This is a genomic window from Mesorhizobium qingshengii (genome assembly GCF_900103325.1).
Lineage (GTDB): Bacteria > Pseudomonadota > Alphaproteobacteria > Rhizobiales > Rhizobiaceae > Mesorhizobium > Mesorhizobium qingshengii.
Genome location: NZ_FMXM01000011.1, coordinates 30,442 through 48,838 on the forward strand (window position 1 = coordinate 30,442; position 18,397 = coordinate 48,838).

At 63.4% G+C, this 18,397-nt stretch carries 17 protein-coding genes; 14 read left to right on the top strand and 3 right to left on the bottom strand.

The features are described 5' to 3' along the window. Positions 1 to 157: 157 nt before the first annotated feature. From BLS48_RS18245 to otsB, 12 genes are all read left to right on the top strand, one after another. Complete coding sequence (locus tag BLS48_RS18245; RefSeq protein WP_091580157.1) at positions 158 to 898, top strand: gamma-glutamylcyclotransferase; 741 nt, start codon at positions 158 to 160, stop codon at positions 896 to 898. 116 nt (positions 899 to 1,014) lie between these two features. Continuing rightward, on the top strand, positions 1,015 to 2,370 hold the full coding sequence (locus BLS48_RS18250; protein WP_091580160.1) for an NAD(P)-dependent oxidoreductase: 1,356 nt from the start codon (positions 1,015 to 1,017) through the stop codon (positions 2,368 to 2,370). A 5-nt stretch (positions 2,371 to 2,375) separates the two neighbouring features. After that, complete coding sequence (locus BLS48_RS18255; RefSeq protein WP_091580163.1) at positions 2,376 to 3,218, top strand: class I SAM-dependent methyltransferase; 843 nt, start codon at positions 2,376 to 2,378, stop codon at positions 3,216 to 3,218. A 12-nt stretch (positions 3,219 to 3,230) separates the two neighbouring features. Next, positions 3,231 to 4,544, top strand: coding sequence for an NAD-dependent dihydropyrimidine dehydrogenase subunit PreA (gene preA, locus BLS48_RS18260; RefSeq protein WP_091580165.1), 1,314 nt, complete (start codon positions 3,231 to 3,233; stop codon positions 4,542 to 4,544). A gap of 109 nt (positions 4,545 to 4,653) precedes the next feature. Further along, positions 4,654 to 5,172 (top strand): RrF2 family transcriptional regulator, encoded by a 519-nt coding sequence (locus tag BLS48_RS18265; RefSeq protein WP_091580168.1) that lies wholly within the window; start codon positions 4,654 to 4,656, stop codon positions 5,170 to 5,172. Positions 5,173 to 5,182: 10 nt separating this feature from the next. Further along, positions 5,183 to 5,641, top strand: coding sequence for a carboxymuconolactone decarboxylase family protein (locus BLS48_RS18270; RefSeq protein ID WP_091580170.1), 459 nt, complete (start codon positions 5,183 to 5,185; stop codon positions 5,639 to 5,641). Between the two features lie 67 nt (positions 5,642 to 5,708). After that, complete coding sequence (locus BLS48_RS18275) at positions 5,709 to 6,086, top strand: DoxX family protein (RefSeq protein WP_091580173.1); 378 nt, start codon at positions 5,709 to 5,711, stop codon at positions 6,084 to 6,086. 85 nt (positions 6,087 to 6,171) lie between these two features. Then, a complete protein-coding gene (locus BLS48_RS18280; RefSeq protein ID WP_091580175.1) occupies positions 6,172 to 7,074 on the top strand; it encodes a GNAT family N-acetyltransferase in 903 nt (300 codons plus the stop codon). Positions 7,075 to 7,194: 120 nt separating this feature from the next. Next, the gene (locus BLS48_RS18285; RefSeq protein WP_091580178.1) at positions 7,195 to 8,256 is read left to right on the top strand and encodes a glycosyltransferase family 4 protein; all 1,062 of its coding nucleotides are present in this window, start codon (positions 7,195 to 7,197) and stop codon (positions 8,254 to 8,256) included. Positions 8,257 to 8,306: 50 nt separating this feature from the next. Next, positions 8,307 to 10,469 carry an amylo-alpha-1,6-glucosidase gene (locus tag BLS48_RS18290; RefSeq protein ID WP_091580181.1) on the top strand — a complete coding sequence of 721 codons (2,163 nt, stop codon included), beginning with the start codon at positions 8,307 to 8,309 and terminating at the stop codon, positions 10,467 to 10,469. 162 nt (positions 10,470 to 10,631) lie between these two features. Further along, a complete protein-coding gene (locus BLS48_RS18295; protein ID WP_091580578.1) occupies positions 10,632 to 12,410 on the top strand; it encodes an alpha,alpha-trehalose-phosphate synthase (UDP-forming) in 1,779 nt (592 codons plus the stop codon). Beyond that, positions 12,407 to 13,147 (top strand): trehalose-phosphatase, encoded by a 741-nt coding sequence (otsB, locus tag BLS48_RS18300; RefSeq protein ID WP_091580183.1) that lies wholly within the window; start codon positions 12,407 to 12,409, stop codon positions 13,145 to 13,147. The genes BLS48_RS18295 and otsB overlap by 4 nt, the downstream gene beginning before the upstream one ends. A gap of 426 nt (positions 13,148 to 13,573) precedes the next feature. Here the strand turns inward: otsB and BLS48_RS18310 are convergent, their stop codons facing one another. Both BLS48_RS18310 and BLS48_RS18315 read right to left on the bottom strand, forming a co-directional pair. Beyond that, positions 13,574 to 14,296 (bottom strand): SDR family oxidoreductase, encoded by a 723-nt coding sequence (locus tag BLS48_RS18310; RefSeq protein ID WP_091580189.1) that lies wholly within the window; start codon positions 14,294 to 14,296, stop codon positions 13,574 to 13,576. Beyond that, the gene (locus BLS48_RS18315) at positions 14,293 to 15,138 is read right to left on the bottom strand and encodes an SDR family NAD(P)-dependent oxidoreductase (protein ID WP_091580191.1); all 846 of its coding nucleotides are present in this window, start codon (positions 15,136 to 15,138) and stop codon (positions 14,293 to 14,295) included. Before BLS48_RS18315 ends, BLS48_RS18310 begins: the two co-directional genes overlap by 4 nt. 103 nt (positions 15,139 to 15,241) lie before the next feature. Between BLS48_RS18315 and BLS48_RS18320 the strand changes: the two genes are divergently transcribed. Next, positions 15,242 to 16,120: a helix-turn-helix transcriptional regulator gene (locus BLS48_RS18320; protein WP_091580194.1), complete on the top strand. Its 879-nt coding sequence runs from the start codon at positions 15,242 to 15,244 to the stop codon at positions 16,118 to 16,120. A gap of 17 nt (positions 16,121 to 16,137) precedes the next feature. On the opposite strand, the gene BLS48_RS18325 is transcribed toward BLS48_RS18320, so the two are convergent. Further along, entirely contained in the window at positions 16,138 to 16,761 is a 624-nt protein-coding gene (locus BLS48_RS18325) for a TetR family transcriptional regulator C-terminal domain-containing protein (protein ID WP_091580580.1), read from the bottom strand. A gap of 254 nt (positions 16,762 to 17,015) precedes the next feature. On the opposite strand from BLS48_RS18325, the gene aptA reads away from it, so the two are divergent. Then, positions 17,016 to 18,344, top strand: a complete 1,329-nt coding sequence (gene aptA / locus BLS48_RS18330) for an omega-aminotransferase AptA (protein ID WP_091580197.1) — start codon at positions 17,016 to 17,018, stop codon at positions 18,342 to 18,344. Positions 18,345 to 18,397 lie beyond the last annotated feature (53 nt).

An 18,397-nucleotide genomic window follows, 5' to 3' on the forward strand; every position in this document is an offset into this window, starting at 1 on the left:
ATCGATCGTCGTCCGATCCATCCTAGGACGATCTTCACGACGGAAATCCGACACCCGCCCGGACAACAATGGCCGACTTGGAGCAAATGTTCCCAGGCTTGCGCGCGCCGTGGTTTTCGATTTCTCTGCGACAAAGACAAAGAGGGGACGTCGTTTCATGCGCCGGATGTCGCTCACGCCCGAGCTTGTCGCACTGTGCCATCGGGAGGAAGCCGATCCCGGCCCGGACCCGAACTGGACGCCTTTGGACGACGAGGATTTCCGGACCCTTGCCTCGCGGCTGTCCGGTGAAGCCGACGCGGGGCCGCTATGGGTGTTCGCCTACGGGTCGCTGATCTGGAAGCCGGAATTCGAGTCAGTCGAGCAACAGCTCGCCACGGCCTTCGGCTGGCACCGCTCCTTCTGCCTCGACATGGTGCGTTGGCGCGGCAGCGCCGACCAGCCGGGGCTGATGATGGCGCTCGAGCGGGGCGGCCGCTGCAACGGCGTGATCTACCGCTTGCCGGAGGGCGAAAAACCGGCCCAGATCGAAAGGCTGCTGCGGCGCGAGATCAGCGACCACGAAAGTATCGACTCGGTCAGGTGGCTGCCGGTGCATACGGGCCAGGGCGCGCTGCGAGCGCTTGGCTTCTGGGTCGGCGTGAAGGGCAGGGGGACGTCATTGAGCCAGCCGCTGGAGAGGGTGGCCGGCGTGCTGGCCAGGGCCTGCGGGCATATCGGCTCCGGCGCCGAATATCTCTACAACACGGTCAGTCATCTCGAAGCGTTCGGCATCCACGACCGCAATCTGTGGCGGCTGCAGCAGCTGGTCGCCGACGAGGTCCGGGCCATTCATGGCCACGCGCTCGATTTCGGTCGCCCGGGCGCTGTAGACGCAACCGACCGCGCAATAACATGAGTGAAAAAATCATATTATTACGCAGTCTTTTCAGTGCCTTGCTCCGAAAATTGACCAATTGATAAAAAAACAAAACGTGCTAGCCTTTCCCAAAACGAAAACATGGGGAACTGAGAATGCCAGAAGGCCAGTTCAGGGACGGCATCGCAGGCGGCAGGCTCTCGGCCGACCAGTACGCGGACAATTTTTCCGACCTGCACCCGCCGCTCGATCATCACGAGGCGCTGGTCGAATCCGACCGCTGCTATTTCTGCTACGACGCGCCGTGCATGAATGCGTGCCCGACCTCGATCGACATTCCGCTGTTCATCCGCCAGATATCGACCGGCAATCCGATCGGTTCGGCCAAGACGATCTTCGACCAGAATATTCTGGGCGGCATGTGCGCCCGTGTTTGCCCGACCGAGACGCTGTGCGAGGAGGTCTGCGTGCGCGAGGTGGCGGAAGGCAAGCCGGTGCAGATCGGCCGTCTGCAGCGCTACGCCACTGATATCGCCATGGCCGAGAACAAGCAGTTTTATCCGCGCGCCACGCCGACCGGCAAGACGGTGGCCGTGGTCGGTGCAGGGCCGGCCGGCCTTGCCGCCGCGCACAGGCTCGCCCGCCATGGCCACGACGTCACCATCCTGGAAGCGCGGCCGAAGGCCGGCGGGCTCAACGAATACGGCATCGCAGCCTACAAGAGCGTCGACAATTTCGCCCAGGCTGAAGTCGAATACGTGACCGCCATCGGCGGCATCGACATCCAGAACGGCAAGGCGCTTGGCCGTGACTATCAACTGTCCGACCTGATCCGCAATTACGACGCGGTGTTTCTCGGCATGGGGCTTGGCGGCGTCAACGCGCTGCGCGCCGACGGCGAGGACGCCGACGGCGTCACCAATGCGGTGGAGTTCATTGCCGAACTGCGCCAGGCCAGCGACCTCGCCAGCCTGCCGGTTGGCCGCCGCGTCGTTGTCATCGGCGGCGGCATGACGGCGATCGACGCCGCCGTGCAATCGAAACTGCTTGGCGCGGAGGAGGTGACGATCTGCTACCGGCGTGGCCAGGAGCACATGAACGCTTCCGAATTCGAACAGGATCTGGCCGCCGCCAACGGTGTCACCATCCGCCACTGGTTGCAGCCGAAACGGGTGATTGCCGAAGGCGGCAAGGTGTCGGGCATCGAACTCGAATACACCGCGCTCACCGGCGACAAGCTCGCCGGCACCGGCGAGACGCTGACACTCACCGCCGACCAAGTGTTCAAGGCGATCGGCCAGAGCTTTGTGCCGGCAGCGCTCAACGGTAGCAGTGCGGCGATCGAGCTCGAAGCCGGCCGTATCAAGGTCGATGCGGAAGGTCGCACTTCGCTGGCCAATGTCTGGGCCGGCGGCGACTGCATCTTCGGTGGCGACGACCTCACCGTCTCGGCCGTGGCGCAAGGCCGCGACGCGGCCGAGAGCATGCACAGGAGTCTGATGCAGGGATAGGGATCATGGCCACGCTGGAACCGGGCATCGCCCGTCACTACGACATATCGGGCCTGGAGGAACGGATCCTTGCCGCGCTCGCCGATACGGGCGTGGACGTTGCCCATCTGCGCGCCGGTGATCTCGAAGCGGCTGACGAATTCCACATTGGCGGCGTGGCCGCCACCAAGGAACTCGTCGATCAGATGGACCTCAAGCCCTCAGCCAAGCTTCTCGACATCGGATCCGGCATCGGCGGTCCGGCCCGCTTCGTCGCGAACAGCGCCGGTGCCGAGGTCACCGGCATCGACCTGACGCAGAGCTATGTCGATATCGCGACAAGCCTGTCGAAGCGAACCGGAATGGCTGGCAAGACGCGCTTCGTGCAGGGCAGCGCGCTGGACATGCCATTCGCAAACGACAGCTTCGATGCGGCTGTCATCCTGCATGTCGGCATGAACCTTCCCGACAAGCCGAAGCTGATGAGCGAGACCGCCCGCGTGCTCAAGCCGGGCGGCATCTTTGCCGTCTACGACGTGATGCGCCTGAAGGACGGAGCGCTATCCTATCCCTTGCCCTGGGCATCCGATGAAACCATGTCCTTCGTCGCCACGCCCGACGACTATCGCGCGGCTGCCGCCGCAGCGGGATTTTCGGTGATCGCCGAGCGGCGACGTGGCGCCTTCGCCGTCGAATTCTTCGCCACGATGCGTGCCCGGATGGCCGCCGCGCAGGCGGAAGGCAGGAAGCCGCCGCCCGGCGTCGGCCTCGTCATGGGCGAGAACGCCCGGACCAAGATCGCCAACCTTACCGCCGCGCTTGAAGGCGGCATTCTCGCACCCGTCGAATTGATCCTTCGTCTCGGCTGAAAGGGACCTGTCATGGCAGACATCCGCAACAATTTCGTCGGCATCAAGTCGCCAAATCCGTTCTGGCTGGCCTCGGCGCCGCCGACCGACAAGGCCTACAATGTCATCCGCGCCTTCAAGGCCGGCTGGGGCGGCGTGGTGTGGAAGACGCTGGGCGAGGAAGGCCCTCCGGTGGTCAATGTCAACGGCCCGCGCTACGGCGCGATCTGGGGCGCCGACCGCCGCCTGCTCGGCCTCAACAACATCGAGCTGATCACCGACCGCGACCTGCAGGTCAATCTGCGCGAGATCAAGCAGGTCAAGAAGGACTGGCCCGACCGCGCCATCGTCGTCTCGCTGATGGTGCCATGCGTCGAGGAGGCCTGGAAGGCGATCCTGCCGGTGGTCGAGGAGACTGAGGCCGACGGCATCGAGCTCAATTTCGGCTGCCCGCACGGCATGTCGGAACGCGGCATGGGTGCCGCCGTCGGCCAGGTGCCGGAATACATCGAAATGGTGGTGCGCTGGTGCAAGCAGAACACCCGCATGCCGGTCATCACCAAGCTGACGCCCAACATCACCGATGTGCGCAAGCCGGCGAGGGCAGCGCTTGCCGGCGGCACCGACGCGGTGTCGCTGATCAACACCATCAATTCGATCACCGGTGTTGACCTCGACCGTTTCGCACCACAGCCGACCATCGACGGCAAGGGCTCGCATGGCGGCTATTGCGGCCCGGCGGTGAAGCCGATCGCCATGAACATGGTGGCCGAGATCGCGCGCGATCCCGAAACGCATGGGCTGCCGATCTCCGGCATCGGCGGCATCACCACCTGGCGTGACGCGGCCGAATTCATGGCGCTGGGCGCCGGCAATGTGCAGGTGTGCACGGCGGCGATGACCTACGGCTTCAAGATCGTGCAGGAGATGATCGCCGGCCTGGAAAACTGGATGGACGAGAAGGGCCATGCCTCGCTCGACGACATTGTCGGCCGCGCCACGCCAAACGTCACCGACTGGCAGTATCTCAACCTCAACTATGTCGCCAAGGCGCGTATCGACCAGGACGCCTGCATCAAGTGCGGCCGCTGCCACATCGCCTGCGAGGACACCTCGCACCAGGCGATCACCAGCATGGTCGACGGCGTCAGGCACTTCGAGGTGATCGAGGCCGAATGCGTCGGCTGCAATCTGTGCGTCAATGTCTGCCCGGTCGAGAACTGCATCACCATGGAGCCGCTGGCGGCGGGCGTGATGGACCAGCGCACCGGCAAGCCGGTGTCGCCGATCTACGCCAACTGGACGACGCACCCGAACAACCCGATGGCCAAGGTGGCGGCTGAGTAGCCGCGCCTTCTGACGAAAAAGCGGCGCCTTCGGGCGCCGTTTTTCACTTTCCTATTGCAGATAAAAATTATCCACGATAAAAGATATCCATGAAAAGGAGAGCCACACAATGAAGCTGGGCGAGGGCGTCGAGGCAGCCATTCATTGCGCCGCCACGCTGGCGAGTGTCGATGGCAACAGTACCATGCCCGGCTCGGCCCTGGCCGAGTCCTTCGGCCTGTCGCCGAGCTATCTGCTGAAGCATCTGAATATGCTGACCGCCGAGCGCATCCTGGAATCGGTATCGGGTCCGGCGGGCGGCTACCGACTGGCGCGGCCGGCCGAGCGCATCACGCTGCTCGACATCGTGCTGGCGATCGAAGGGCGCGAACCGGCATTTCGCTGTGGCGAAATCCGCCGCAACGGTCCGGTCAAGCTCGATGCATCCGCCTATGTCAAACCCTGCGGCATCAATGCAGCGATGCTCAGGGCTGAGCGCGCCTATCGGGCAGCGCTCGCCGAAACAAAGCTGTCCGACATCGTGGCGGACTACGCGGCGGAGGGCGATCCGAGATCCTTTGCCGCGAGCTGCGCCTTCGTGGCGCGCCATCAGCGACCGCAGAAATCCAGTTCAACCAAGCAGACGTGAAAGGAAGACGATGAAACAGAGGCTGCAATTTTTCGCCAAGGCGCCGGAAATCATGAAGGCGGTGTCGGCGCTCAACAAGGCGGTGGACGAATGCGGGCTCGAGGAAAGCCTGCTGCACCTGATCAAGCTCAGGGCCTCGCAGATCAATGGCTGCTCCTACTGCGTCGAGATGCACAGTCGCGAGGCGAGGCGTGACGGCGAGACCGAGCAGCGGCTCTATCTGGTTTCGGCCTGGAAGGAATCGCCGCTGTTCTCCGAGCGTGAGCGCGCTGCCTTCGCCTGGACCGAGGCCGTGACCCTGATCGCCAACAACGGCGTATCGGACGAACTCTACGCTCGCACGCTCGAGCATTTCTCGGAAGAGGAACTGATCAAGCTTTCGGTGGCGCTCGGCATGATCAACACCTGGAATCGGCTGTGCATCCCGTTCCAGGCCATTCATCCGATGCCGGCGGCCAAGGCTGCCTGATCGACCGATTGTGTTTTGGAGCGCCGTCGAGAGGCGGCGCTCCACCTGTTTTTAAGGGGAGAGTTTGGTGCCCACCGATTTGCCTTCGACGTTTTTGTTTCTCGGCCGCCTGTTGCTCGGCGGCGCCTTCGTCTTCGCCGGCCTGCGCAACATCCAGAACAGAGCCTTCCTGACGGGGCTTATGGCCGCGCGTGGCGTGCCGCAGGCGCGATTGGCACTGCGGGCCGGCATCGTCCTGCAGATCATTGCCGGCCTGTTGGTGATGGCGGGCCTGTGGACCGCGACTGCCTGCGCGGTGCTGGTGCTGTTCCTGATCGTCGCCACGCCGATGTTCCACAATTTCTGGGACCATCAGGGCCCGGATCGCGCGTCCCGCATCAATGGCTTTGTGGGCAATGTCGCGCTGGGCGGGGGTTTTCTGACGCTGATCGCGCAATCGCTTTAGGGACAGGATTGGCAAACAGGCGCCGTTTGACTTCGGCAGGGGACGCTCTACCCTGCGTCAGCGACTTCTTGCCTAGGGGGTGGCCATGTCAGTCGTCTATCGACCTGCCCGCGCGCAAGATCTGAAGCGAGCTGACGAGCTTGTCGTTGCCAGCATCAACGAGCTTACCGAACGCCATGGCTTTGGGCCGATGGCTGTCTCGCGCCCAACCAATTTCCAATCGTTTTCCTTGAAGGATGACGCCGCTGGTTTGTGGGTGGCGCAAGACGCTGATGAAATCCTCGGCTTCGCCTGGAGCTGGGTTTGCGGCGATCTGTGGTTTCTCGCCCAGTTGTTCGTGTCGCCCGGTCATCAGGGCAGCGGGATCGGCAACGAACTGCTGAAACGAACGCTGGAGCATGCGCGGCAATCCGGTGCTACCAGCAAGGCCCTGATCACCTTCAGCTTCAATACGGTGTCACAAGGACTCTATATCAGGCACGGATTGTTCCCGCGATTTCCGATTTACAATCTCAGCGTCGCGCGGGATGTCCTCACAACTCGATTGCGAAATGCACCGCTGCGATGCTTGCCCCTGAAGGACACAGCTTCGCATGTGCGCAATCTTGCCCGGATCGACAGTCTGGCCTTGGGTGTTTCACGCGAGAAACATCATCGATATCTGATCAACGACGACGCGACGACAGGTTTCGGTCTCTATGACGGAGATGACTGCCTCGGCTACGCCTATGTCGGTAGCAACGGTCACATTGGACCACTTGCCGTCATGCAACCCGACGTTCTCGACGCCGCCTTCAGGACCGCGCTGAACCTGGCTGCGGAGACAGGTTCTTCGTCGGTGTCGGCGTTTCTCCCTGGCACGACGGACAGCGTTCTAAGCTCCGCTGTCGAGCACGGGATGCGCATCACGCTTCCCATGGTTCTGATGTCAACGCGGGATCTGGGCGATTGGTCGCAATATGTACCCCGGAATCCTGGTTTCATGTGACCGAGACATGCGCTGTTTGGCGACCGCGTGCTGCAGCGCCGCCGGGATCGATCATTAAATCGGAACCAATCGAGCCGTTGACGCATTTCGCACCTGTATGCCGAGCATCCAGGATGAAATATGAAGATCGCCCATGTCGCGCCGCTTTATGAATCGGTGCCGCCCAGACTCTATGGCGGCACAGAGCGCATCGTCTCGTACCTGACCGAAGCGCTGGTCGATCTGGGGCATGAGGTGACGCTGTTTGCCAGCGGCGACAGCCACACCTCAGGAACGCTGGTAGCGGGCCGGGAATGCGCGTTGCGCCTCGATCCGCGCCCGTTGAAATCCGAGACGGCGGCGCATCTTTCGATGCTTGCCGAGGTGAGGCAACGCGCGCGCGAGTTTGACGTCATCCATTTCCACCTCAGCCACTTCCTGCACTTTTCCTTCTTCGAGGACATGGCGCAGCGTACGGTGACGACGCCGCATGGCAGGCTGGATTACGTCGACCTGACGCCGGCCTATGAACGGTTCCCGCGTTTTCCGATGATTTCCATTTCGCGCAGCCAAAGGGCAGGCCTTGCCAAGGCCAACTGGCTGGCGACGATCCACCACGGATTGCCGACCGATATCTACGAACCGACTTTCGAGACGACGGCGGAAGAACCCTATCTTGCCTTCCTCGGCCGGTTTTCACGCGACAAGCGCCCCGATCGCGCCATCGAGATCGCCTTGCGTTCCGGGCTGAGGCTGAAGCTTGCGGCAAAGATCGGTGATGACGATCGCGCCTATTTTCACGAGGTGGTCGAACCTTTGATCGATGGTGATCGCATCGACTATGTCGGCGAGATCGAGGAGGATCAGAAGGCGGAGTTTCTCGGCAAAGCGGCCGGCTTGCTGTTCCCCATCGACTGGCCGGAGCCGTTCGGTCTTGTCGCCATCGAGGCAATGGCCTGCGGCACGCCGGTGATCGCCTGGAATTGCGGCGCGCTGCCCGAGATCATCGATCACGGCGTGACCGGTTTTATCGCGGATTCGGTGGATGGCGCCGTCGCCGCTGTGCCGGACCTGCTGCGGCTCGACAGGCGGAAAGTGAGAGCCGTTTTCGAAAAGCGGTTTTCCGCCAGAAGAATGGCCGGCGACTATCTGGCTGCCTATGCGCGCCTGGTCGGCGTCCCGACGCAAGCGAAGGCGTCGTGAACAGCGCCGCGTTCTGCCGACGGGAACGAAACGACAGGGATCTGTGACGAATGGCCCAACTCGACGAGCGCCAACTCGATCCCGCCGTAGCGCTTGCATCGCTCGACGCGACCGCTCCTCGTGAGCCACACCGGCTGTTCGCGCTCAAGCAGGGCGACTGCTTTGTCGTCGCCGATGCCTATGGCGACATACGTGGCGCCGGCGACGGTTTCTTTCGCGACGACACGCGGGTGCTCTCCGAATTCCGGCTGACTGTCGGCGGCAGGCAGACATCGTTGCTGGGCGCGTCGCTCAGCCAGGACAATGTGCTGTTCACAACCAACCTGACCAACCTGCCGATGCTAAGTGCCGGCGGCCACGACATTCCGCAGGGCGCGATCCATGTCGAACGCGTCCGGCTGCTCTGGCAGGACAGGCTGTTCGAACGCATCACCCTTTCCAACTACAGCCGGGAAAATTCGACGATCGGGGTTTCCCTGCACTTTGCCGCCGATTTCCGCGATATGTTCGAAGTGCGCGGCTCGACGCGGCTCAGGCGCGGCATGGCTCATGCGGCCGAGACTGGTGTGGCATCGGTCCTGCTGCGTTACGACGGGTTGGACGGGCTGGCGCGCGCATCGGCGATATCGTTTTCGCAGGCACCGGATCAACTGACGGCCGACCGCGCCGATTTCCTGCTCGCGGTGACCAAGCGCACCAGCAAGGTGCTCTATGTCGAAGTCGGTGCCGAGGCGGCGGACGCGCCTGATCGCGACCGGTTCCGTGCCGCCGCCGCCCGGGCGCGCTTTGGCATGCGGGCCAAGCGTCGCCATGGCGCGACAGTGCACAGCTCCGGCCGCGTCTTCAACGACTGGGTCGAGCGCGCCCGCGCCGATGTCGCGCTGCTGACCACCGAGCTTTCGACCGGACCCTACCCCTATGCCGGAATCCCCTGGTTTTCGACGGCGTTCGGACGCGACGGCGTCATCTCGGCGCTGCAGATGCTCTGGCTCAATCCGGGCCTTGCACGGGGCGTACTGGCCTTCCTTGCGCAGCATCAGGCGACCGAGACGTCGCCGTTCAGCGATTCGCAACCGGGCAAGATCATGCACGAGACCCGCAAGGGCGAAATGGCGGCGCTGCGGGAGCTTCCCTTCGGCCGCTACTATGGTGGCGTCGATACGACGCCGCTCTACATCCATCTCGCCTGCGCCTATGCCGATCGAACCGGTGACATGGCGTTCATCGACCGCCTTTGGCCGTCGCTGTGCGCCGCGGCCGAATGGACGGAGGAGGCTGGCCGCGAGACCGGGTTCGTGACCTATCTGCGGGCGGCGGAGTCCGGCCTCGCCAACCAGGGGTGGAAGGACAGCTTCGATTCCATCTTTCATGCCGATGGCCGCATCCCCAAGGGGCCGATCGCCCTGGTCGAGGTGCAAGGCTATGTCTTTGCCGCCTTCCGGGGGCTGGCGAAACTTGCCCGTCGCCGTGGCGAGGACGAGAAAGCCGATCACTGGGACGGCCGCGCCGAGGCCATGCGGGCCGCGGTGGAACGCGATTTTTGGCTGGATGATCTCGGCTTCTATGCCGTGGCGATCGACGGATCCGGGGAGCCTTGCAAGGTACGGACCTCGAATGCGGGACATCTTCTGTTTGTCGGGCTTCCCGAGCCGGCGCGGGCGCAGATGGTCGCCGAGCAGCTTCTTTCCGCCTCCTTCCATTCCGGCTGGGGCTTGAGGACGCTTGCCGACGACGCCGTGTTTTTCAACCCGATGTCGTACCACAATGGCTCGATCTGGCCGCACGACACCGCGCTCTGCGGTGCCGGCCTGGCGCGCTATGGCGAGCGTGAAAGCGTGGTTCGCCTGATGAGCGGCACGTTCGAGTCGGCGGTCCATTTCAACATGCGGCTGCCCGAACTATTCTGCGGTTTTACGCGCGCCCCGGGCGAAGCACCGATCGCCTATCCCGTTGCCTGCCTGCCGCAAGCGTGGTCGGCGGGTTCCGCCTTCATGCTGATGCAAGCCTGCCTTGGCCTGGAGATCGACGGCTGGGACGGGGAAATCCGCGTTACCCGCCCCAGGCTGCCGATCGGCATCGATACGCTCACTCTGCGGCATCTGGGCGTTGGCGACACAAAGGTCGACCTGACGTTCCAGCGTGTCGGCGATCGGGTGGTCGCTTTTCTCGCCGACCGGCATGAAGGGCTGGTGCCGCTCATCGTCCGGACATGATCCGGGTCAGGACATGATCCGGGCCAAATTGGCCGGAACCGATCCCGTCCTTGTGCGTTGCAAAATGCGGGTCCGAACGGCGGCCAAGTCGCCGACGGACAACTTCAGACCAGAAACACGAACAAATCGGCCGCCGAACGGCCGGAAACGAGTTGGCATTCAATGACAGACTATGGCGCGGACCTGCTTTGGGTTCTGATTCTTGCGAGCCTCGGCTTTTCCGCTTTTGCTGTTTTCTTCTCCATATCGCGGCAACGCCGCAGTCATCCTCCGGCGGTTATACATCCCGCCGGCGAAGACGTCGCGGCGGAAGCGGCGCGCAAGGTGATACGCGAGTTCGAAAAGAACGGCCAATCGGTCGATGCCGCCCTGGTGACATGGTCGCCCGAAACCCTGCGCAAGATCCTGGCCGACGATCTGCCGGATGCCCAGGTCATCGTGGTGTCCAACCGCGAGCCCTACATCCACAACAGCAAGGATGATGGCATTGAATTGCTGGTGCCTGCCAGCGGCCTGGTTTCGGCGCTCGAGCCGATCACCCGCGCCTGTGCCGGCACCTGGATCGCCTATGGCGGCGGAACGGCGGACCGTCTTACGGTCGACAAGGACGACCGCGTGCAGGTGCCACCCGGCAATCCTTCCTACACGCTGCGCCGGGTCTGGCTGACGGAGGAAGAGCATCAGGGCTATTATCTCGGCTTCGCCAATGAGGGCCTGTGGCCACTTTGTCATATCGCCTTTACCCGGCCGATCTTTCGCGCCTCGGACTGGGAGGCCTATGAAGCCGTCAACCGGAAGTTCGCCGATACGGTGGTTGCCGAAGCGCGCAACGAGCGGCCGATCGTGCTGGTCCAGGACTACCATTTCGCGCTGTTGCCACGGATGATCCGCGAGCGCCTGCCCGAGGCGATCGTCATCACCTTCTGGCACATCCCGTGGCCGAACTCGGAGGTGTACAGTATCTGCCCGTGGCGTGAGCGCATTCTCGAGGGGTTGCTCGGCAGCTCGATCATCGGCTTCCACACCCAGTTCCACGCCAACAATTTCACCGAGAGCGTCGACCGCTTCCTGGAAAGCCGCATCGAGCGGGCCGATGCGGCCATCTCCTATGGCGGACAAACAACGCTGGTGCACGCCTACCCCATCTCCATAGAGTGGCCGGCGGAACTTCTGGCAAAACTGCCTGATGTGGATGCGTCCCGCGCCAGCCTGCGCGAGCGGTTCGGACTGAAGGCGGACGTCAAGCTGTGCGTCGGCGTCGAACGCCTCGACTACACCAAGGGTATTCTCGACCGCTTCCAGGCGCTGGAAGAATTGTTCATCAAACATCCCGAATGGGTTGGGAAGCTGGTTCTGCTGCAGATCGCGGCACCCAGCCGCGGTACGCTGCCTGCCTACAAGCAACTCCACGACGAATGCCACCGCTACGCCGAAGAGCTCAACCAGCGCTATGGCAGCGAGGGCTACAGGCCGGTGGTCATGGTGGCCGAGCATCACTCGCAGGAACAGGTCTACGAGATCTACCGGGCCGCCGACATATGCATGGTCACCAGTCTGCATGACGGCATGAACCTTGTCGCAAAGGAATTCGTCGCGGCGCGCGACGACGAACAGGGCGTGCTGTTGCTCAGCACGTTTGCCGGAGCCTCGCGCGAACTGCTGGAAGCCCTGATCGTCAATCCCTACGATCCGGCAATGATGGGCGAGGCGCTGTTGCAGGCGCTGACCATGACGCCCGACGAGCAGCGCCAACGCATGCGCCCGATGCGCGAGATGGTCCGCAACAACAATGTCTATCGCTGGGCCGGCAGCATGCTTCTGGATGCGGCGCGCTTGCGCAAGCGTGGTGACGTCGATCGGGCAACGGGCACTGCCGACCGGCCGCCAGGTATCGACAATGTCGTTTCCATGTTCGAACGCAAAAGGGTGGCAATGTCATGAGCGACACCTTGCAAAAGCCGCAGACCTTGCTGACCGGCGAATGGGCGCTGTTCCTCGACATCGACGGCACCCTGCTGGAACATGCGGAACACCCAGATGCTGTCTCGGTCAGTGACGAGCTTCGCTCTTTGCTGCAAGGCCTGGATCACAAGTTGAACGGAGCATTGGCCTTCATCACCGGCCGCTCCGTTGCGGCTGTAGACCATCTGTTTCAGCCTCTGAAGCTGCGCGCAGCCGGGCTTTATGGTCTGGAACACCGGCTCCTGCCGGACGACGACGTGGAGGTCGCGGGAGAGCCGGCGGATATTGCCGCACTTGCCGAAGAGATAGAGGCAGAGCTCGGTCGCGGGCAGGTCTATATCGAACGCAAAGGGCGGGTGCTGGCCATCCACACGCGCGCCGCCCCGCATCTGCTTCCGCGCGCGACGCAGCTTGTCGAGCAAGCGTTGGCCAGCCTGCCCAAGGGCTACCGGGTGGTTCCGGGCAATGCCGGTGTGGAACTTTTGCCGCTCGAGGCCGCCAAGGGCGCCGCGATCCGGCGTTTCATGGACATCGCGCCCTTCACAGGCCGCCGCCCGGTCTTCCTGGGCGATGACACGTCGGACGAAAACGGCTTCGAAGCCGTAAATGATGCCGGCGGCATATCAATACGGGTCAGACCACCAACGCATACCACCGCGCGGTACGGCCTTGCCGGTGTTGCCGAAACGCTCGCCTGGCTGAGAGGTCAACTTTAGGGAGAGCCGAGGGACGCAACGCGATCGGGCATCTTGGAAAAGGTATTTCGGTCAGGAAAGGAACGTTCAATGGGACGCTTTGCACGTTTGGTTCGCGAGATCACGCCGAGCTGGCTTAATCCTCAATCCCGCCATGGGGCCGCTGGCGCCTCACTGTCCGGCGACGCGGATTCGAGTTGGCGGGAAGCGATCGATAACAAGATGTATGGGGCCGATACCTCCGACTATTCCCATGTCCCGGAACAACCTGCTTCAGGAGCGGCGAGACCGGCCGGCGACAGGCCCAAGAAGATGGCTCCAAGGAAAGCCAAATGAGGTAGCAGATCCTGGCGGTGCCTGATGGCTCGCCATGATCTTTGTTCGCCGCGCCTGCTTTCCCACTTTGACAGGTCTGGGGCGGCCTCACGGCCGCCACAATGACGTCCATCAGGCCGCAAACCGCAGGCCGCCGTCGCAGGTCAGCACCTGGCCAGTCATGAAGCCGTTCGAGACGAGAAAGGCGATGGCGTCGGCGACGTCCTCGGCGCGGCCGATACGGCCGACCGGGGTCTTGCCGGCATAGTCGGCAAAGATTGCCCGCCTTTGCTCTTCGGCCAGAAAGTCCCACCAGGGCGTGTCGATGACGCCGGGCGCCACGACATTGACGCGCAGCGGCTTCAACTCCACCGCCAGGATCGGCACCACGGTCAAAAGCATGCCGTTGATGGCGGCAATGCCGGCGACACCCGGCATGGCGAGCTGAGCCGAGACCGCCGAGATGAAGGTGACCGACCCGCCCTTGTTCAGGGTCGGTAAGGCGGCCTGCAGGCAGGACAATTGTGGCCTTACTTTCTCGTCGACGCCGCTGCCGATGTCGGTCAGGTCAAGCGTATGGAAGGGGCCAAGGCCCTTGCCGCCGCTGGCCGCCAGCACCAGGTGATCGAAAGGGCCTAGGCGTTCGAAGAAGCTGCCGACCTCGTCCGGCTTCGAGGCATCGAAAGCAGCCTTCTCGGCGGCGCCGCCAATGCTCTTCCACGCGCTGTTGAGCTTGTCCTGGTTGCGCCCGGTGATCGTCACCTTCATGCCCAGCCCAAGCAGTTTGCGCGCGGTCGCGAGGCCGATGCCGGATGAGCCGCCGATGATGACGGCGTGTTGGATTGTCTCGGTCATGAATGCTGTTCCTTGGATGGTGGGGAAGTCGGGCCGACGAGGTCGAGGCTCAAGGCTCGCAATTGCTGTCTTGCCTTGGCGTCGTAGGTCTGGGCGTCGGCGCGGGATTCGCGCAAGCCGTCGAAATAGAGGCCGCTGCGCCCTTCCAGTGCCGGGGAGGTGGCCAGATTGAGGATGGCGTCGGCGCCGGTCTCGACCGAACTCCATGGCGTCACGCCGGCCTGGCGGACCATGGTGGTGTTCATGTAGCTGGCCGGATGCAGCGCGTTGACGGTGACGCCGCTGCCTTTCAGGTCCTGCGCCAGGCCGACGGTGAACAGGATCTGCGCCAGCTTGCTCTGGCAGTAGGCGCGCACGCCGTCATAGGAACGGGTCAGCATGACGTCGCTGAAATCGATCGCCTGCTGGCCGGCCGAGGCGACATTGACGATGCGCGCCGGAGCGCTGGCCTTGAGCAATGGCAGGAGCTCCGCGGTCAGCAGGAAACCGGCGAGATAGTTGACCGCGAAGCGCAGTTCGTAGCCGTCGGCGCTGACCTGCCTTTTGGCGCCTTGGCCTGCCGTGCCGATGCCGGCATTGTTGATGAGGATGTCGAGCCGGTCTGTCCTGGCGCGCACGGTCTCGGCGAGACGGCGGACCTCGGCCAGCGAGGAGAGGTCGGCGACCAGAAGCTCGGCCTTGCCGCCGGCGGCTTCGATTTCGGCCACGGTCGCCTTGCCGCGCGCCGCGTCGCGGCCGTGCACCAGGACGCGGGCGCCAGCGGCGCCGAGCCTGTGCGCCACGACACGGCCGACGCCGTCGGTCGAGCCGGTGATGAGGATTGTCTTGTCTTTCAGTTCCATGTTCGGAGCCTCCATTTCGTCGCTCCGAACCAAACATGGGACAGCTGGCGCGCGCCAAACAGTTCAAACTTTATCCTGGTATCAATACTGCTATAATGTGCCCATGGAATCCCGACCCCCCACTCAGTCCGCTGAAGACAGCCGCCGACGTGAGCTCGGCGCTTTCCTGCGTTCGCGCCGTGAAAGGCTGACGCCTTCGGCCACGGGCATCGCCACCGGATTGCGGCGGCGCACGCCCGGGCTTCGGCGCGAGGAGGTGGCGATGATCGCCGGCGTCGGCACCACTTGGTACACATGGCTGGAGCAGGGGCGGGACGTCAGGCCCTCCGCGGAAGTGCTGACGGCCCTCGGCGAGGCATTGCGCCTCGACGCCGCGGAAAAACAGCATCTGTTCATTCTCGCCGGCCGCCAGCAGCCGGAGCGTCGTGCCGTGGCGCCGGAAAAGGTCGATGGCCCCTTGCTGCACATGCTGCAAAGCCTCGTCCTGCAGCCAGCCTATGTGATCGGCCGGCGCTGGGATGTTCTGGCCTGGAACCCGGCGGCGGTGGCGGTGTTCGGCGACTATGGTCTGCTGGAGGAGGACGCCCGCAACATCGTCCACATGGTGTTCACCAGTCCGCACCACCGGCGCCTGCTGGTCGACTGGGAGCAACTGGCGCGCAGCGTGCTGGCCTCGTTCCGGGCCGCAAGCGCCAGATATGTCGGCGATCCGGATTTCGAGCGGCTGATCGAGTTGATGACGCGATCAAGCCCGGAGTTCCGCAGTTGGTGGCCGCAGCGCGACGTCGCGCGCCGATTGTCGGGGGTGAAGCATGTGCGGCACCCGATCGCTGGCGCGATGACGTTCGAGCATATGAGCTTTTCGATCGACGACGGCTCCGATATGAAGCTGATCGCCTACATGCCGCTTGCCGAGCAGAACTCGGTCGCCAAGCTGCAGACATTGCTGGACGCACTGCCGGCCGAGCGGCGCAGCGCGTGAGCCCCGCCGGACAGGGGTCAGCTTTTCGGCTTCAGCCCCTCGAGGAACAATTGCTCCAGGAAGCGGGCGGCGTCCTCGAAACGGCCGTCGCCGCCACGGTTCGGCCCAAGCACGGCGCGGACCTGGACGTCGAAATCGGCATAGTGCTGGGTCGTCGCCCAGATCGAGAAGATCAGGTGCCACGGGTCGGTCCTGGCAATCTTGCCGGCGCGCATCCAGCCCTTGATGACGGCTGCCTTCTCGTCGACCAGCGTTTTCAGCTCGCCGGCCAGCAGCGGCATGATGCGCGGCGCCCCTTGCAGGATCTCATTGGCGAACAGCCGGCTCTCGCGTGGAAAATCGCGTGCCATTTCCAGCTTGCGCCTGATGTAGCTGCGCAATTCGGTCAGCGGATCGCCGATGTCGTCCAGCTCGCGCAGCGGCGCCAGCCAGGTATCGAGCAGCCGCTGCATCAGCGCCTCGTGGATGTCCTCCTTGCGGCGGAAGTAGTAGAGCAGGTTCGGCTTCGACATGCCGGCGGCTTCGGCGATCTGGTCGATGGTCGAGCCGCGAAAGCCATGGGTCGAGAACACCTCAAGCGCCGCCTCGAGTATGAGTTCACGCTTTTCCTGCTGGATGCGGGTGCGGCGGGGAGCGTCCATGCTGGTGTTCACCGTTGCGAGCCCTCGCGTTGACGGTCATCTGGACCAATTCTCTGGACCAGTTTTTCCTTAGGCTGTGGAGCGCGCTTCCGATGCCGCATTTCCGCTAGTAATCCCTTGACCGCCGACAGGGCGGTGCTAACGTTTGTCCAATCGGTCAAAAATTTGCGTAGCATGAAAACGTCGCGAAGACCAACAGTTGGGAAGACCAAGCGTTAGGCGCACCGAAACAGTTACAAGGGGAAGTCTTGGTCATGTCCAACCGGCTGAAAGTCACGCCGAACGATCTCAGCGCATTCTGGATGCCGTTCACGGCAAACCGGCAGTTCAAGCAGGCGCCACGCATGATGGTGTCCGCCAAGGATATGCATTACACTACGAGCGATGGCCGCAAGGTGCTGGACGGTACCGCTGGCCTGTGGTGCGTCAACGCCGGCCACTGCCGACCCAAGATCACCGAAGCGATCCAGCATCAGGCCGCCGAGCTCGACTATGCGCCGGCCTTCCAGATGGGCCATCCGATCGTGTTCGAACTGGCCAACCGCCTGGTCGATCTCGCGCCGAAAGGCATGGACCATGTGTTCTTCACCAATTCCGGCTCGGAATCGGTCGAGACCGCGCTGAAGATGGCGATCGCCTATCATCGCGCCAGGGGCGAGGGCGCGCGCACTCGCCTGATAGGCCGCGAGCGCGGCTATCACGGCGTCAATTTCGGCGGCATCTCGGTGGGCGGCATCGTCACCAACCGCAAGATGTTCGGCACGCTGCTCGGCGGCGTCGACCACATGCCGCACACGCATCTGCCGGAGAAGAACGCCTTCACCAAGGGTGTGCCGGAACATGGCGCGGAACTCGCCAACGAACTGGAGCGCATCGTCGCCCTGCATGACGCCTCGACCATCGCCGCCGTCATCGTGGAGCCGGTCGCCGGCTCCACCGGCGTCATCCTGCCGCCCAAGGGTTACCTGCAGAAGCTGCGCGAGATCTGCACCAAGCACGGCATCCTGTTGATCTTCGACGAGGTCATCACCGGCTTCGGCCGCCTCGGCACGCCATTCGCCGCCGACTATTTCGGCGTGACGCCCGACATCATGACAACTGCCAAGGGCGTCTCCAACGGCGTCATCCCGATGGGCGCGGTGTTCGTGAAGAAGGAAATCCACGACGCCTTCATGACCGGCCCCGAGCACATGATCGAGTTCTTCCACGGCTACACCTATTCGGGCAATCCGATCGCCTGCGCGGCCGCGCTGGGCACGCTCGACACCTACAAGGAAGAGGGTTTGCTGACCCGTGGCGAGGAACTGGCGCCCTATTGGGAAGACGCGCTGCATTCGCTGAAGGGCGAGCCGAACGTCATCGATATCAGGAACATCGGCCTGATCGGCGCGATCGAGCTGGCGCCGATCGCCGGCCAGCCGACCAAGCGTGCCTTCTCGGCTTTCGTCAAGGCGTTCGAGCGCGGCGCGCTGATCCGCACCACCGGCGACATCATCGCGCTGTCGCCGCCACTGATCATCACCAAGGGCCAGATCAACGAACTGATCGACCATGTGCGTGATGTGCTGCGCTCGGTAGACTAGATCTAGCTTGCCTGGACGGGTGGCGGCGGGAATCGCCGCCCGCCCAGGATATG